Annotated in this window: 15 protein-coding genes; 5 read left to right on the forward strand and 10 right to left on the reverse strand. The window is 71.7% G+C overall.

The features are described 5' to 3' along the window. Positions 1–20: 20 nt before the first annotated feature. Together ACFY6S_RS00550 and ACFY6S_RS00555 are read right to left on the reverse strand one after the other, a co-directional pair. A complete protein-coding gene (locus tag ACFY6S_RS00550) occupies positions 21–1,493 on the reverse strand; it encodes an acyl-CoA synthetase (RefSeq protein WP_388828863.1) in 1,473 nt (490 codons plus the stop codon). Positions 1,494–1,775: 282 nt separating this feature from the next. Next, a complete protein-coding gene (locus tag ACFY6S_RS00555) occupies positions 1,776–2,990 on the reverse strand; it encodes an MFS transporter (RefSeq protein WP_388828860.1) in 1,215 nt (404 codons plus the stop codon). Between the two features lie 145 nt (positions 2,991–3,135). Here ACFY6S_RS00555 and ACFY6S_RS00560 point away from each other — a divergent pair, with 145 nt between their 5' ends. Then, on the forward strand, positions 3,136–3,594 hold the full coding sequence (locus ACFY6S_RS00560) for a MarR family winged helix-turn-helix transcriptional regulator (RefSeq protein WP_388829167.1): 459 nt from the start codon (positions 3,136–3,138) through the stop codon (positions 3,592–3,594). Positions 3,595–3,776: 182 nt separating this feature from the next. On the opposite strand, the gene ACFY6S_RS00565 is transcribed toward ACFY6S_RS00560, so the two are convergent. After that, positions 3,777–4,028 (reverse strand): type B 50S ribosomal protein L31, encoded by a 252-nt coding sequence (locus tag ACFY6S_RS00565; RefSeq protein WP_388828857.1) that lies wholly within the window; start codon positions 4,026–4,028, stop codon positions 3,777–3,779. 169 nt (positions 4,029–4,197) lie between these two features. Here ACFY6S_RS00565 and ACFY6S_RS00570 point away from each other — a divergent pair, with 169 nt between their 5' ends. After that, a complete protein-coding gene (locus ACFY6S_RS00570; RefSeq protein ID WP_388828853.1) occupies positions 4,198–4,839 on the forward strand; it encodes a histidine phosphatase family protein in 642 nt (213 codons plus the stop codon). A gap of 92 nt (positions 4,840–4,931) precedes the next feature. Here ACFY6S_RS00570 and ACFY6S_RS00575 read toward each other — a convergent pair whose 3' ends face one another. Continuing rightward, a complete protein-coding gene (locus ACFY6S_RS00575) occupies positions 4,932–5,135 on the reverse strand; it encodes a cold-shock protein (RefSeq protein WP_114626883.1) in 204 nt (67 codons plus the stop codon). Positions 5,136–5,417: 282 nt separating this feature from the next. Beyond that, positions 5,418–6,410: an aldo/keto reductase gene (locus ACFY6S_RS00580; RefSeq protein ID WP_388828850.1), complete on the reverse strand. Its 993-nt coding sequence runs from the start codon at positions 6,408–6,410 to the stop codon at positions 5,418–5,420. Between the two features lie 103 nt (positions 6,411–6,513). Here ACFY6S_RS00580 and ACFY6S_RS00585 point away from each other — a divergent pair, with 103 nt between their 5' ends. Continuing rightward, complete coding sequence (locus ACFY6S_RS00585) at positions 6,514–7,218, forward strand: TetR family transcriptional regulator (RefSeq protein WP_388829164.1); 705 nt, start codon at positions 6,514–6,516, stop codon at positions 7,216–7,218. Between the two features lie 98 nt (positions 7,219–7,316). Continuing rightward, positions 7,317–8,876: an MDR family MFS transporter gene (locus ACFY6S_RS00590; protein ID WP_388829161.1), complete on the forward strand. Its 1,560-nt coding sequence runs from the start codon at positions 7,317–7,319 to the stop codon at positions 8,874–8,876. Between the two features lie 114 nt (positions 8,877–8,990). Here ACFY6S_RS00590 and ACFY6S_RS00595 read toward each other — a convergent pair whose 3' ends face one another. From ACFY6S_RS00595 to ACFY6S_RS00610, 4 genes are all read right to left on the reverse strand, one after another. Next, positions 8,991–10,025, reverse strand: coding sequence for a PrsW family intramembrane metalloprotease (locus tag ACFY6S_RS00595; RefSeq protein ID WP_388828847.1), 1,035 nt, complete (start codon positions 10,023–10,025; stop codon positions 8,991–8,993). Continuing rightward, a complete protein-coding gene (locus tag ACFY6S_RS00600; protein ID WP_388828844.1) occupies positions 10,022–10,618 on the reverse strand; it encodes a hypothetical protein in 597 nt (198 codons plus the stop codon). The genes ACFY6S_RS00595 and ACFY6S_RS00600 overlap by 4 nt, the downstream gene beginning before the upstream one ends. 81 nt (positions 10,619–10,699) lie before the next feature. Beyond that, positions 10,700–11,278 (reverse strand): cupin domain-containing protein, encoded by a 579-nt coding sequence (locus ACFY6S_RS00605; protein ID WP_388828841.1) that lies wholly within the window; start codon positions 11,276–11,278, stop codon positions 10,700–10,702. 139 nt (positions 11,279–11,417) lie between these two features. Then, a complete protein-coding gene (locus ACFY6S_RS00610) occupies positions 11,418–12,542 on the reverse strand; it encodes a type III polyketide synthase (RefSeq protein WP_388828838.1) in 1,125 nt (374 codons plus the stop codon). Positions 12,543–12,914: 372 nt separating this feature from the next. Between ACFY6S_RS00610 and ACFY6S_RS00615 the strand changes: the two genes are divergently transcribed. Then, positions 12,915–13,769 carry an NAD(P)H-binding protein gene (locus ACFY6S_RS00615; RefSeq protein ID WP_388828835.1) on the forward strand — a complete coding sequence of 285 codons (855 nt, stop codon included), beginning with the start codon at positions 12,915–12,917 and terminating at the stop codon, positions 13,767–13,769. Positions 13,770–13,884: 115 nt separating this feature from the next. On the opposite strand, the gene ACFY6S_RS00620 is transcribed toward ACFY6S_RS00615, so the two are convergent. Further along, positions 13,885–14,754, reverse strand: coding sequence for an SDR family NAD(P)-dependent oxidoreductase (locus ACFY6S_RS00620; RefSeq protein WP_388828832.1), 870 nt, complete (start codon positions 14,752–14,754; stop codon positions 13,885–13,887). Between the last annotated feature and the right edge of the window lie 71 nt (positions 14,755–14,825).

The raw sequence follows: 14,825 nt of genomic DNA on the forward strand, positions 1-14,825 counted from the left end.
TCGGCCCGCGTGCCGGCCCCTCAGTCGTGCAGCGCCCGCTTCATGATCTTGCCCATGTCGTTGCGGGGCAGGGCGTCGAGATAGCGCACGACGCGCGGCCTCTTGTGCGCCGCGAGCTGCGCCGCGACATGGTCGGCCAACTCCTCGGCGGACGGCGGCGCTTCGGCGCGTGCCGGAACGATCCAGGCGACGATCCGCTCGCCCAGGTCCGCGTCGGGCTCGCCGGTCACGGCCGCCTCCCGTACCCCGGGGTGCTCCAGGAGGACGTTCTCGATCTCGCCCGCGCCGATTTTGTAACCCCCGCTCTTGATGAGATCGGTGGCCTTGCGTCCGACGATACGGACGTAGCCGTCGGGGTCCCGGATCGCCATGTCGCCGGTGCGGAACCAGCCGTCGGTGAAGGCTTCGGCCGTCGCGTCGGGCCGGTTCAGATACTCCGTGAACAGGTTCGGGCCGCGCACCTGGATCTCGCCCACGCTCTCCCCGTCGTACGCCTCGATCGCCGTGCCCGCCTCGTCGACCAGCCGGAGTTCGACGCCGGGCAGCGGCAGCCCGACCGTTCCGGCGCGGGCCTCGCCGTCGGCGCGCACGCTGGTGTTCATCAGGGTCTCGGTCATCCCGTAGCGCTCGACCACACCGCGTCCGGTCGCCGCGGTGATCCTGCGGTGGTCGCGCACGGGCAGCGCCGCCGAGCCCGAGACCAGCAACCGCGCCCCTGCCAGCGCCTTCGCCAGTGCGGGGTCCCCGGGCAGCGCCTCGGCGATGCGGTGGTACATCGTGGGGACACCGAAGAACATCGTGGCGCCCGAGAGGAGTTCACGGGCGACGCCCTCGGTCTCGAACCGGCCCAGATGGCGCACCTCGCCACCCCGGCGCAGCGGACCGAGGACGCCGAGAATGAGGCCGTGGACGTGGAAGAGGGGCAACGCGTGGACGAGCACGTCGTCGGCCGTCCACTGCCAGGCGTCGGCCAGCGCGTCCAGCGTGGCGGTGACGGCCCGGCGGGGCAGCACGGCGCCCTTGGGCGGTCCCGTGGTGCCGGAGGTGTAGACGATCAGCGCGGGCGCCTCCGGGGAGGGTTCGGCGAAGGCGACGGTGACCGGTGGTCCGTCGTCGGCCCCTTCGGCTCTCCCGGCTGATGGCCCCGTCGACGGGGCCACGCGCACCAGCGCCGCCAGCGCGGGCGGCAGCTCGTCGTCCGGTCCGGCGAGGACATGGGTGGGCGCGCTGTCCGCGACGATGTGCGCCAACTCCCGTGCGCCGCTGCGCGGGTTGACGGGGACGACGGGCACCCCCGCGAGCAGCGCGGCCACCACGCCCACCGCGGTGCCGAGGGTGGGCGTGGCCCAGACCGCGACCCTGCGCGCTCCGGCGATCCCGGCGGCCACGGCACCGGCCTCGTCGGCGAGTTCGGCATGAGTCAGGACCCGGTCGCCGAACCGCAGGGCGGGGCGGGGCGAATGTGCGGCGAGGGCCGGGAAGAGAGGGGACACGCGGCGTTCTCCTTGCTGTCGACGAGACCGGTCGTCCGAAGCCTGGCATCTTCGGCGCCGTCCGCACAGCAGGAGTGGCGCCCCGGGCACCGGCGCCGCCGCGCCCGGCCACCGTCAGTCGAGGGTGTCGGGGTCGGGCCGGCCAGGCCGCCCCTTCCGGAGCCTCGACGCGACAGGGAAGACGGCGCTTGAGGCTCTTGAGGACACCGTCGGAAATCCGGGGCGGTGGAGGTGACGAGGGCCGACGCGGGCACGTCCCTGCGCGACGCACGCCCCGGCGGCTCAGCGGACGGCGGCGGTACCCGTCTCGCGTATGTCCTTCGCCGGCGCGGTGGCGGGCCCGGCGGGAGCGGGCGTACGGCGCTCCAGTGCGCCGGACACGAAGGCGAGGACGAGCGCGGAGCCGGCGAGCGCGGCCCCGACCCAGTTGGGCGCGGTGTATCCGTGTCCGGCGGCTATGACCAGACCGCCGAGCCAGGCCGCCAGGGCGTTGCCGAGGTTGAAGGCGCCGATATTGACCGCTGAGGCCAGTGTGGGCGCGGCGGAAGCCCGGTCGAGGACCCTCTTCTGGAGCGGCGGCACGGTCGCGAAGCCGAGCCCGCCGATCAGCACGATGGTGACGGCCGCCGCGATCTTGTTGTGGGCGGTGAGCGTGAACAGCGCCAGCACCAGGCTGAGCCCGCCGAGGGTGACGTACAGCAGTGGCATCAGCCTGCGGTCGGCGAATCTGCCACCCAGGAGGTTGCCGCCGACCATGCCCAGTCCGAAGAGAACGAGCAGCCAGGTGACCGAGGACTCGGCGAAGCCGGCGATCCCGGTCATCATCGGGGTGATGTAGGTGATCGCCGCGAAGACCCCGCCGAAGCCGAGCACGGTCATCGCCATGGCGAGGAGCACCTGGGCGTCGCGGAAGGCGGCGAGTTCGTGCCGGAGCCGCACCCCCTCGGGCATGGGCTGCTCCGGCACCAGTCGGGCGATCCCCAGCAGACCGAGCACCCCGAGGCCCGCGACGAGCAGGAAGGTGGCCCGCCAGCCGGCGCTCTGTCCGATGAAGGTGCCCAGTGGCACACCGACGACATTGGCGACGGTCAGTCCGGTGAACATCATGGCGATGGCGCCCGCCTTCTTCCGCGGGGCGACCATCGAGGCCGCGACGACGGACCCGATCCCGAAGAAGGCACCATGGGCGAGCGAGGCGACCACGCGGCCGGCCAGCATCAGCCCGAAGCCGGGCGCCAGCGCGGAAAGGGTGTTGCCGACGACGAAAAGCCCCATCAGCAGCATCAGCATCCGCTTGCGGGGGATCCGGGTCCCGAGGGCGGCCATCAGCGGGGCACCGGCGACGACCCCGAGGGCGTAGCCGGTGACGAGCAGTCCCGCGGTGGGGATCGTGACGCCGTACTCGGTGGCCACCTGGGGAAGCAGCCCCATGATGACGAACTCCGTGGTGCCGATGCCGAATGCCCCGATGGCGAGGGCGAGTAGCGCGAGAGGCATGGATAGGCCCTTCCCAATGATTGCGTGAGCGCTTTACAAGCGAACACAATACTTGCAGACGCCTACTATAGACAAGCGCGCTATATTGCAGAGCTGTTCTATCCTGGTGAGCAGACCCGCAGCCGCCCGCGCCCAGGAGGACTCCATGACCGCCACGGACACCGCGCTGACCGGACTCGCGCAGGGCTGGTGCGCCCTCTCTCTGCTGCACAGCAGGATCGAGGGGCACATCGAGCGCGCTCTGCAGGCCGGTCACGGCCTCAGCGTCCGGGAGTACTCGCTGCTCGACGTGCTCAGCCGGCAGCACGACGGCGAGGACGGTCATCTTCAGATGAAGCAGGTCGCGGACGCCGTCGTGCTCAGCCAGAGCGCCACCACCCGCCTGGTCTCCCGGCTGGAGGACCGCGGCCTGCTGATCCGCTATCTGTGCCCGACCGACCGCCGCGGGATCTACACCAATGTCAGCGAGGAGGGCCTGGACCTGCTCACGCGGGCACGGCCCACCAACGACGCGGCGCTGCGGGAAGCGCTCGACGCGGCGGCGAAACTGCCCGAACTGGCCCCCCTGGTCAGGACGGTCGAGGCCCGCGGCACATCCGCCTGACAGGGCCGCCACCTCGGCATCAGGGACCGGACACGCGCGAAAAGAGCCGGACAGCGGCCCTCTTCGGGTCCCTGTCCGGCTCCGTGTCCGTACACGTCATTCGTTCGTGTCCTGTGTACGGTCCCTTCTTTTTCGTACGCGTTCCTCCGCGGATCGGGAGGCGTACGAGCGGCGAGGTGCGGTCAGCCGTCGCGCTTTCCGTACCGGCGCTCGAAACGCTCCACCCGGCCCGCGGTGTCCACCACACGCCCCTTGCCCGTGTAGAACGGGTGACTCGCGGAAGAGATCTCGACGTCAATGACGGGGTACGTGTTGCCGTCCTCCCACTCCACGCGCCGCGCCGAATCGGCGGTCGAACGCGTCAGGAACGCGGTGCCCGCCGCACGGTCGCGGTAGACGACGGGACGGGAGACGGGGTGGATACGAGGCTTCATAGGGCGCTCCCTCCGTACGATGGAGGTCTTCTCCATCCAGTGGGTACATCTCTTGCAACACGCTGGCGACCAGCGGCATTCCCGCCGGGTGCGGCTGAGGCGGCGAGGGACACTGGAGCCGGCGGGCTCCGGGAGCGGAGCTCCGGGAACAGGAGGGTGAGCGGCCCACATGGGTGAGTTGATCTTGGTGCGACACGGGGAGACGGCCTGGTCCCTGTCCGGCCAGCACACCAGCAGGACGGATCTGCCGATGACCGGGCGCGGCGAGAGCGAGGCCCGCTCGCTCGCCCCGCTGCTGGCGGAGCGCCGTATCGGGCTCGCTCTCGTCAGCCCGTCGGTCCGCGCACGGCGCACGGCCGAGCTGGCCGGCCTCGACCGGCTCCGGATCACACCCGAGTTGCGCGAGTGGGACTACGGCGGATACGAGGGCGTCACGTCCGCGGAGATCCTGCGCACGCGCCCCGACTGGGATCTGTGGACCGACGGTGTCGCGCCAGGGCCCGCCGACGGGCCGGGCGAGAGCCCGGCGGACGTCGGTCACCGCGCCGACCGGGTCCTGACCGAGGCCCTGGACACCCTGCGCTCGGGCGAGGACGATGTCGCCCTCGTCTCCCACGGCCACTTCCTCCGTGTGCTCACCGCTCGCTATCTGGAGCTGGCGCCGGCCGCCGGCGCCCTGTTCCAGCTCACCACGGGCACCCTGTCCCGGCTCGGCACCGAGCACGGCCGTCCCGTGATCACCGCCTGGAACCTCGCCCTGCCCGAGAGCGTGCGGCCGCACACGGCGCGTTCCAGGGATGACACGGCCTGAAACGCGCCGGGGCGCCGGTCCGCGGCGGATTCTTCCGCCGCGGACCGGCGCCCGGTCGTCCATGCCTGTGCGGACACGAGGTCCGCCCGAGGTCAGGAGGGGAGGATGTTCTCCGCCTGCGGGCCCTTCTGGCCCTGCGTGACGTCGAAGGTGACCTGCTGGCCCTCCGTCAGCTCACGGAAGCCCTGGGTGGCGATGTTCGAGTAGTGCGCGAACACGTCGGGACCGCCGCCGTCCTGGGCGATGAAGCCGAAGCCCTTTTCCGAGTTGAACCACTTCACTGTTCCACTGGCCATGCCGAGTCTCCGTTTCAAGGGACGCAGAGGTTTCCCGCACGGTGCGGGGAACCGGAGGTGATCGCCCTGGTCCGCAGAGACGCTGAACAGCACAAACGCCCGTAACGGCACGTCACGGGCGAGCGGTACTTCGGAACCACGACAGCTGATCAAGACGCTACATGGCCCGAAGCGATACAGCCACAGAAACGAGCAAGTCTTGCGCCGAAGCCGCCCGATCGGCGTGCGAAAGGACCACCTTCACCCGTTCGCCCGGCGTTCTCCGCACCGCGTGTGCCACGTCTACCAGCGCGGGTGGATCGCGTCGCGCAGCCGCCGGTCGTACAGCTCCCGCACACCGTCCAGCACGGACCCCGGCAGCGCCGGCAGCGCGGCCGCCCCGCTGTTGGCACGGGCCTGCTCCACGGAGCGGGCACCGGGGATGACGCTGCTGACGCCCGGCTGCTGGATGATCCAGCGCAGCGCGGTCGCGGCCGGCGTGGCACCGGCGGGCGCCAGCGTGGCGAACTCGGCCGCGGCGGCGATCCCCGTCTCGTAGTCGATGCCCGAGAAGGTCTCGCCCTGGTCGAACGCCTCGCCGTGGCGGTTGTACGCACGGTGGTCGTCCGCCGCGAACACGGTGTCGGCGGTGTACTTCCCCGCCAGCAGACCGGAGGCGAGCGGCACCCGCGCGATGATGCCGACTCCCGCCGCCCGCGCGGCGGGCAGGACCTCCTCCAACGGCTTGGTCCGGAAGGGGTTGAGGATGATCTGCACGCTCGCGACCCCGGGTCGCGCGATGGCCGTGAGCGCCTCGGCGCAGGTCTCCACGCTCACCGCGTACGCGGCGATCCGCTCCTCGGCCACCAGGGTGTCGAGCGCGTCGAAGACCTCGTCGGACGCGTGGACCGGCGAGGGCGGGCAGTGCAGTTGCACGAGATCCAGGGTGTCCACGCCGAGGTTGGCGCGGGAGCGGTCGTTCCAGATACGGAAGTTGTCCAGGACGTAGTTCTCCGGGAGCTGTTCGGCGCGCCGACCCATCTTCGTCGCGACGAACACCCCGGCGTCCGGCCGGTCCTTCAGGTACCGGCCGATCAGCTGTTCGCTGCGGCCGTCCCCGTACACGTCCGCCGTGTCGAAGAAGGTGACCCCGGACTCGACCGCCGCGTCCAGGACGGCCAGGGCGTCCGGTTCGGACACATTCCCCCAGTCGGCGCCGAGCTGCCACGTTCCCAGTCCGACGACGGACACCTCGCGCCCTGTCCTGCCCAACTCTCGCTGCTCCATACGGATCATGCTACGGCCACCACGGTGTCCGTACCGGCCCGTCCACGACCCCGGCCCGGTACGGGGACGGCGGCCATTTAATAATTTTGCGGATGCTGCACTTTTGCATACTCTGCAAGATGTGAGGAACGAAGGTGCGGCTCTCGGGCTCCGGGAGCGCAAGAAGCAGGCGACCCGAACGGCGCTCTCCGAGGCGGCCATCAGGCTGGCCGCCGAGCACGGCGCGGAGAACGTCACGGTCGAGGCGATCAGCGAGGCCGCCGGCGTCTCCCCGCGTACGTTCTTCAACTACTTCGACTGCCACGACGACGTGTTCGTCATGACCGACAGCACGGCGGGGGAACGGGTACGGCGAGCGGTGCGCGAGGCACCGGCCGGCGTTCCGCCGCTCGACGCGGTGCGCCAGGCGCTCGCCGAGGAACTCGGCGACATAGAGGACCGGCAGGAGATCTGGGACCTGCGGGCGAAGGTCCTCCAGCGCTCCCCGCATCTGCTGGTCCGCGGTCTGGGGGTGCACACGGCCGAGGAGTTCCAGCTGGCCGAGACCATCGCCCGGCGGCTCGACGGGACCGGGGCCGGCGACGGGCCGGAACGTACTCCGCGGGACTCCGTCCGGACCGGCAGCTGCGAGGCGCGGCCGGACACCTCCGGCCTCGGCCTCTACCCGCGACTGCTCGCCGCCGTCGCCACCACCGCCGTGCGGGTCTCCGCGGAACACTGGTTCGCCCACGCGCGGACCGTCACCTTCACGGAGACCTTCGGGCGCGTATTCGACCAGTTGGCCGCCGGGCTTCCGCAGCCGCCGGCCGACGACTGACCCCACCCCACGCTTCCCCCCTTCAGTACATCCCTGAGCTTCAAGAGAAGAAGGACACCGTGAGTTCACTAGAGGCGCCGGACCAGGCGCCGACCTCCATGACCAATCGCCAGATACTCCAGGCGATGTCGGGGCTGATGGCCGGGATGTTCGTCGCGATCCTCGCCGGCACCGTGGTGGCCAACGCCCTGCCCCGCATCATCGCCGACCTCAACGGCAGCCAGTCCTCGTACACCTGGGTCGTCACGTCCGAGCTGCTGGCCATGACGGCGACCGTGCCCCTGTGGGGCAAACTGTCCGACCTCTACAACAAGAAGCTGCTGCTGCAGCTCTCCCTCGCCATGTTCGTCGTGGGATCCCTCCTGGCGGGCTTCTCGCAGGGTGTGGGCCTGCTCATCTTCAGCCGGGTCGTCCAGGGCATCGGCGCCGGCGGTCTGACCGCCCTCGCGCAGATCGTCATGGCGGCGGTCATCCCGCCCCGGCGACTGGGCAAGTACGCCGGTATCTTCGGCGCGGTCTTCGCGGTCGGCACGGTCGCCGGGCCGCTGGTCGGCGGCGTGATGGTGGACACCTCGTGGCTGGGCTGGCGCTGGTGCTTCTTCATCGGTGTGCCGTTCGCGCTGGCCGCGATCCTGCTGCTCCAGCGCACGCTGCGGCTGCCCACCGTCCGCCGCGAGGTGAAGATCGACTACCTGGGCGCGTTCCTGATCGTCGCGGGCGTCTGCTCGATACTCATCTGGGTCTCCCTCGCGGGCAACAACTTCGACTGGCTCTCCTGGCAGACCTTCGCGCTGACCGGCACGGGCCTGGTGCTCCTGGTCGCCGCGGTGTTCGTGGAGTCCCGGGTCCCCGAACCGATCATCCCGCTCGACATCTTCCGTAATCTCACCGTCTCGCTGACCACCGTCGCCAGCCTGCTGGTCGGCGTGGCCATGTTCGGCGGCACGGTGTTCCTCTCGCAGTACTTCCAGATCTCGCTGGGCAAGTCCCCCACCGTCGCGGGGCTGATGAGCCTGCCGCTCATCCTCGGCCTGCTGGTCTCCTCCACCGTGGCGGGTCAGCTCATCAGCGCCACCGGCCGGTGGAAGATCTTCCTGATCGTCGGCGCCGTCACCATGACGGTCGGCCTGGGGCTGCTGGCCACGATCGACGCCGACACCGGCTTCGGGGTGCTCAGCGTCTACATGGCCGTCCTCGGTATCGGTGTCGGCCTGCTGATGCAGAACCTGGTGCTCGTCGCGCAGAACGACGTACCGGCGGCGGAGCTGGGCGCGGCCACCTCGGTCCTCTCCTTCTTCCGCAGCATGGGCGGGACGATCGGTACGAGCGTGCTCGGCGCGATTCTGGCCAACCGGGTCGCCGCCGAGATGACCAAGAGCCTGGGCGGCGCGGGTCAGGCGGCCTCCGGCTCGGGCGAGAGCGCGGTGCCGGACATGTCGAAGCTGCCCGCGCCGATGCGGGAGATGGTGGAGCACGCCTACGGTGTGGCGACCGCGGAACTCTTCCTCGTCGCCGCCCCGTTCGCCGCGCTGACGCTGGTGGCGGTGGTCTTCCTCAAGGAGAAGCCGCTCAAGACGACGAGCGGCATGGAGCGCCTCGCCGAGGAGAACCCGGTGACCGGCAAGGGCCTCGACGTGCCGCCCACCCCGGTGGGATAGCCCTTTCCCCGCCTCGCCCCGGCCCCGGCCGCTCCCCCGCTCGGGAGCGTCCGGGGCCGGACGCGTTCCGGATGCCGCGGCGAACCCGCCGCCCCGCCCGCGCGTCCGCCGCGTCTACGGCAGGTCCCCGCGCCGCGCGGCGTACTCCTCGACCAGGTCGAGATAGCCGGAGGCGCGCCCCGCAGCGGCGGGGCGGCTCGCGGGCGGGATCCGCTCCAGGACACGGCGCCGGGAGCGGCGGGTGAGCAGTTCGGGCGAGAACGGTGTGCTCGGCGAGTGCAGAAAGGCGCGGGCCCGCTTGCGGGCCCGGTGGCGCAGGACCAGATAGAAACAGGCCGCGACCAGGAAGTTGACCGCCACCTTGACGCCGAGACCGGCGACGGAGTTCAGCAGGGGCGCGTTGAACTGCCAGTGCATGGCCATGGCGACCAGGACGCAGGCGGTGGCGGGCAGGAGGCGGCGGCGTACCGGCCGGTCGTCGTGGGCGAGCAGGATACCGACGCCGGTTCCGGCGACCGCGCTCATCGTCCAGTGCGAGCCGAGGCCGGTCACCAGGACCCGGGTGGTGAAGGACTGGGTGACGTCGGTGGTGCCGTTCACTCCCCCGCCGATCAGGATCGCGTTCATCGCGTACGTCCAGTTCTCCACGACCTGGAAGCCGAGCCCGGTGAACGCGCCGAGGAAGAAGCCGTCCAGCGGTCCCCGTACGAGCGCGCGGGCGCTGAGGCCGATCAGCAGTACGCCGGAGAGTTTGAGGAGTTCCTCGTTGAGCGGTGCGGTGAGCGCGGCGCCCCAGCGGGAGCCGAAGTCGATCCCGGCGCCCTTGGCCCAGATGCCCTGGAGCCCGCTGTTGGCCACGACGGCGCAGCCGGTCGCCGCGGTGGCTCCCCAGACCACCCCGCTCCACGCCCATCCGCGCGGGGGCGCCCGGAACGGCCGCACCCGGGCCAGGAGGGCCGTACCGACGGCGACGGTGAGCACGAGCAGCAGGAAGGCCAGCAGCGCGAGGTGCGGGAAGACCCGGACCACGGCGGCGAACTCGTAGCCGATCAGACCGGCGCCGACGGCGCACAGCAGGGCCGTGAGCCGGCCGACCGACCGCCGGCGCGGGTGGCCGCTCTCCCGGACGTACGCGCCGGGGGCTGTCACCGCGCCCCCTGGGGGAAGGACACGCTGTGGACCAGTGCCATGGCCTCCGCGATCACGCCGGCGGCGGCCCCCGGCTTCGCGAGGACGGTGACCTCCACCGCGTATGCCTCCCCGGGTGACAGCCAGACGGTCGCGGTGCCCTTCCGGCCGTCCCTGGTCAGCGTCCCGGTGCTGCCCCGCGCGCCCTCGGCGCTGGTCACCGGACGCGGCGCGCCCAGGCTGCTGTGGGGGTCCGCGACGGACTGGACCCGCCGCAGCCCCGTCCACAGACTCTCGACGCCGGCCTCCGTGGTGGCCAGATCGACATACCCGGCGGCCACGTCGACCCCGTCGCGCGAGAGCGCGTACGAGGAGCTGGGATCGCTCTGCGACTTGCCCAGCGACCATCCCTCTCCCACCACCCGCAGGACGGCGGCGCCGGAGGCCGGTCCCAGCTCCAGCAGGGCGCCGTCCGGCAGCCGTTCGCGATCGCTCAGCGCCCGGTCGATGAGCGTCCAGCCCACCGTCAGAGCGGCCATGACGAACAGCACACCGGCCACCAGCGGCAGTACCCGCCGGGGCGGATGCCCGCCGAACGCCCGCGCCGGGTTCACCCGGCACCTCTGAGGTGTGCCCGCGCGGTCCCCGCCGCGCCCGGACGGGGTCCCGGCCGGCCGGGACCGCGCGGACCCGGTCTAGGCATCGTGCCGCAGCGGTGTGAGCTGCTCGATGTCGTAGCGCACGCGGAGTTCCGCGATCGCCTGCGGGTCGGGCGTCCCGCCCTCCTTGAGGATGTCGAGCAACTCCTCGAAGTAGCGCTCGTGATCGGACGGGGGCGACGACTGGAAGAACATCCGTACGGGCTCCCCCGACCGGTTGGCGAAGGCGTGCGGACAGCCCGGCGGTACGACGATGACCGTGCCCGGGGTGGCCCGTACCGCTTTCAGCCCCGACTCGGACTCCCAGTGGCGCCAGTCCTCGCTGCGCACGCGCGGCTCGAAGGCCAGCACGTCCAGTTCGCCGTCGAGCACGTAGAACAACTCCTCGCTGTGGGCGTGCCGGTGGGCACCGACGTCGAAGCCCGGCGGCACGACGACCTCGAAACTGGAGGAGACCCGGGAGTGTTCGCCGGTGACCTTGAAGGTCACCTGCTGGGCCGCCGTGTGGATGGTGTTGCCCCCGCCCGGGGGGACGATCAGGCCCTCGGGACGCGCCAGCTCGGTCATGCGGTGCTCCAGAACGATGAGTGTGTGGCCGTACGGTCGGTCGCCCATGATCCCGCCGTCCGGTAGGGGCGCGAAAGACCGCCCCCGGGGGGGCCATCGGTTCCTTTCGGGCCCGTACCGGGGGCGCACGCCGGGGCGTGTCCGAGTCTCCGTGGTGCGCCCCGTCCGTCGGCCGGACGGCCGCCGCTCAGCCCACCGGTTCCGTCCTGCGGCCCGCGCTGCCGATCATCCGGCGGTCACGCACCGCGGCGCCGTTGGCGCCCCCGGCCGCGCTCCAGCGCCCCAACGCCATCTCGGCGGTGATCCCGGGCCCGAAACCGGCGACGATGCCGCGCGCGCCGTCGCTCACGGCTCCCTCGTCGAAGAGCCTGCGTACGGCGTCGAGGACGACGGCACTGGCGATGTTGCCGTACTCGGTCAGCGTGCTCCGGCTGAACCGGAATGCCTCGGGCGGCACTTCGAGGAAGCGGCTGAGGTCGTCGAGGATGCGTGGGCCGCCGGCGTGGATGATGTAGAAGTCGAGCCCGGTGGCGTCCCAGCCGTGCTGGTCGGCCATGGTGCGCAGGGCGGGAGCCAGCGGCTCCATGGTGCCGGGCACCCGCTTGTCGAGCAGGAAGTGGAATCCGGTGGCCCGGACGCTGTAGGCGATCCAGTCGGTGGTGTCGGGCACGAGGTGGGAGCCGTTGCGCTCCAGGGTGATACCGGTGCCGCCCTCCCCCCGTACGACGGCGGCGGCGACCGCGTCGCCGAACAGCCCGTTGGAGAGCAGCGACCCGACGCCCAGGTCGGTGGGCTGATAGCACAGCGAGCAGAACTCGCATGCCACGATCAGGACGTTCGAACCGGGATAGGCCCGGCAGAAGTCATGGGCCCTGTTGATGGCCGCGCCGCCCGCCGCGCAGCCGAGCTGGGCGATCGGGAGCTGTCGGGTATGGCCGGGGAACCCCATCGTGTTGATCATCCAGGCGGTCAGGGACGGCATCATGAAGCCGGTGCACGAGACATACACGATCATGTCGATGTCCGCGGGGCGCAGCCCGGCGTGGTCGAGGGCGCTGTGCACCACGGCGGGCACCCGGGCCTTCGCCTCGGCCTCGTAGAGCACGTTCCGGTCCTCGAAACCGGGATGTCTCAGGGTCTCCTCGATGGGCTGGACGATATGGCGCTTCGCCACGCCGGTGTTCTCGATCAGTCTCAGCGCGAGCGGGAGTTGCGGGTGGTCGGCGTGGAGTGAGCGGGCGAGAGCGAGTGTGTCCTCCATGGTGATCACATGTTCGGGAACCGAGACCGCGGGTTTACACAGAGTCGCCACGACACACTCTCCTTCATTGGTGTCCGCTGTGAACTCCGGCCCACACTCACGGATGGCCCACCGGCCCGCAACCGGGGAGGGGCCTCGTGGAAGGGCGCGAGGCGGCGCGGCGGCGGGTTCGGCGAGGAGGAGACGCGGTGCCCGCAGGAGCATGAGGGGTGAGAGCGCCGACTACACACCGTAGGTAACGGCTCGGTGGTCTCGCCCGTTCAGGGGGTGGCGGGCGGCGTCCCCCTCCGGGCCGGGAGGGCGCGAGCCGCGTCGGCGCTCCGGTGCGGACGCTGCCGAGGCGGCGCTTCGCGTGCACCATGGTGCGGGGGGGCGCGATGTGTGGGGCGTGGTCGGGAGTCCGGCGGCGGAAGGGCCTGGGCGATGATCCTGCTGACCGGAGTCACCGGCACCGTCGGACGGCTGGTGGCACAGCGGCTGCGGACCGGTGAACGCGTACGGCTGCTCGCCCGCGACCCCGGCCGTCTCACCGCTCCTGCCGGACCCGGCACCGAGATCGTGGGTGCTGATCTCGCGGACCCCTCGGCGCTGGCCACCGCGCTGACCGGGGTGCGGGCCGCGCTGCTGGTCACCTGCGATCCGCTCGCCCCGGCCCACGACGAGCACTTCGTCGGGGCGGCGCGGCGCGCCGGGGTACGCCATGTGGTGAAGCTGTCGGCGCTGGCGGTGGCGGAGCCGGACGCGACGGATCTGATCACCCGCTGGCAGCGGGACAACGAAGCGCTGCTGCGGGCGTCGGGGCTCGCGTGGACCCTGCTGCGCCCGCGTGCCTTCATGTCCAACACCCTGGGCTGGGCCCGTTCGATCCGCGAGGAGGCGGTGGTGCGGGTCCTCGGGGGCGCCTCGCCCCACGCGGTGGTGGACCCCGGCGACATCGCCGACACCGCGGTGCGCTGCCTGACGGAGCCCGGTCACGAGGGTCGCGTGCACCCTCTCACCGGCCCCGCCGCGATCAGCGCCGCCGACCAGCTCGCGGTCCTGTCCGACGTGCTCCAACGGCCGTTGCGGCTGGCAGAGCTGACCCGGGACCAGGCGTTGCGGGGGCTGCTCGCCCGTTATCCGTCACCGGTCGCCGAGGCACTCCTGGAGAGTGCCGTACGCGGGGGATCCGGCGCGAAGGCGCGGGTCGAGCCGACGGTGCAGCGGCTCCTCGGCCGCCCGGCCACCGGCTATCGCGCCTGGGCGGCGGACCACGCGGAGGCGTTCCGCCACGGCTGAGCCCCCCGTCGACAGCCGGTCCCCGGCCGTGAGGGCCCGGTCCGAGCGGGCCGGCCGGGTGCGGATGCCGCGCGACGCCGGTGGCCCGCTCCCGGTGGTCCGCTTCCGACGGCGTTCACTCCGCCGTGAGCGGCGCCCACTGGCGGCTGAGCGCGAGGACATCGCGCACCATGCGCGGATCGGCACTCCAGCGGGAGGGTGTCGCGGGGCGCAGATCGGGGCCGATGAGCAGTCCGGTCTTCCCGTCGAGCGCGGCCTCGGTCGCCGCGAGGACGGAGGGCCGGGCGGCTGTCGAAGCGGGACCCGAGGTGGAGCGTGCGAACATGCGCCGGACGAGCGGCCACGCCGGGCGCAGCCCCGGCGAGACGATCGTGGACACACGCATGGTCCCGTCGGTCATCGCCGTCGCCGCGCCGCCGGGATCGGCCGCGAAGACCGAGTCTCCCGTGGACCCGAGCCGTTCGGCCAGGTGGAGTGTGTAGGCGAGGTTGGCGCGACCGTACCAGGGGAACACGTAGTAGCCGCCCGGCGGTTCGACCGCGTCGAAGGTGCGCTTGGCGGCTCGGACGGCACCGGAGCTGACGTTCACGATGCGGCTCTCCCCGGTGGTCCGGAGCGTGTCCAGGAGCAGTTCGGTGAGCAGGTAGGGCCAGAGGTGGTTGACGGCGAACGTCGCTTCGATGCCGTCGACGGTCTGACGCCGCTGCGGGTACATCGCGCCGCCGTTGTTCACGAGGACGTGCAGCGGTCCCGCCGCCGCCAGCCGTGCGGCCAGCGCCCGGGTCTCGTCGAGTGAGGCGAGGTCGGCCCGCATGAAGACCGGGTCCTCCGCGGTGGCCACCGCGGCGATGCGTTCGGTGGCCGCGCCACCGCGCTCGGCGTCGCGGCCGACCACCGTGACGGTGTATCCGGCCCGGGCCGGACCGAGGGCCGTCTCCAGGCCGATGCCTCCGGTCCCCGCCGTCACTGCTGCCCGCTTCTCCATGACCTGTCCTCCACCGGCCATAAACGGATAGCCATCCGCTTACGGGGGATGTGGTGCGAGGGTGCCGCCGA

Source organism: Streptomyces sp. NPDC012835, from assembly GCF_042900885.1.
Classification (GTDB): Bacteria; Actinomycetota; Actinomycetes; order Streptomycetales; family Streptomycetaceae; genus Streptomyces.

Excerpts from the sequence above, each read along its gene's own strand:
- ACFY6S_RS00590 (WP_388829161.1), top strand. The coding sequence starts at position 7,317 with ATGACCAATCGCCAGATACTCCAGGCGATGTCGGGGCTGATGGCCGGG.
- ACFY6S_RS00555 (WP_388828860.1), bottom strand. The coding sequence starts at position 2,990 with ATGCCTCTCGCGCTACTCGCCCTCGCCATCGGGGCATTCGGCATCGGC.
- ACFY6S_RS00570 (WP_388828853.1), top strand. The coding sequence starts at position 4,198 with ATGGGTGAGTTGATCTTGGTGCGACACGGGGAGACGGCCTGGTCCCTG.
- ACFY6S_RS00575 (WP_114626883.1), bottom strand. The coding sequence starts at position 5,135 with ATGGCCAGTGGAACAGTGAAGTGGTTCAACTCGGAAAAGGGCTTCGGC.
- ACFY6S_RS00605 (WP_388828841.1), bottom strand. The coding sequence starts at position 11,278 with ATGGGCGACCGACCGTACGGCCACACACTCATCGTTCTGGAGCACCGC.
- ACFY6S_RS00580 (WP_388828850.1), bottom strand. The coding sequence starts at position 6,410 with ATGATCCGTATGGAGCAGCGAGAGTTGGGCAGGACAGGGCGCGAGGTG.
- ACFY6S_RS00560 (WP_388829167.1), top strand. The coding sequence starts at position 3,136 with ATGACCGCCACGGACACCGCGCTGACCGGACTCGCGCAGGGCTGGTGC.
- ACFY6S_RS00615 (WP_388828835.1), top strand. The coding sequence starts at position 12,915 with ATGATCCTGCTGACCGGAGTCACCGGCACCGTCGGACGGCTGGTGGCA.
- ACFY6S_RS00620 (WP_388828832.1), bottom strand. The coding sequence starts at position 14,754 with ATGGAGAAGCGGGCAGCAGTGACGGCGGGGACCGGAGGCATCGGCCTG.
- ACFY6S_RS00565 (WP_388828857.1), bottom strand. The coding sequence starts at position 4,028 with ATGAAGCCTCGTATCCACCCCGTCTCCCGTCCCGTCGTCTACCGCGAC.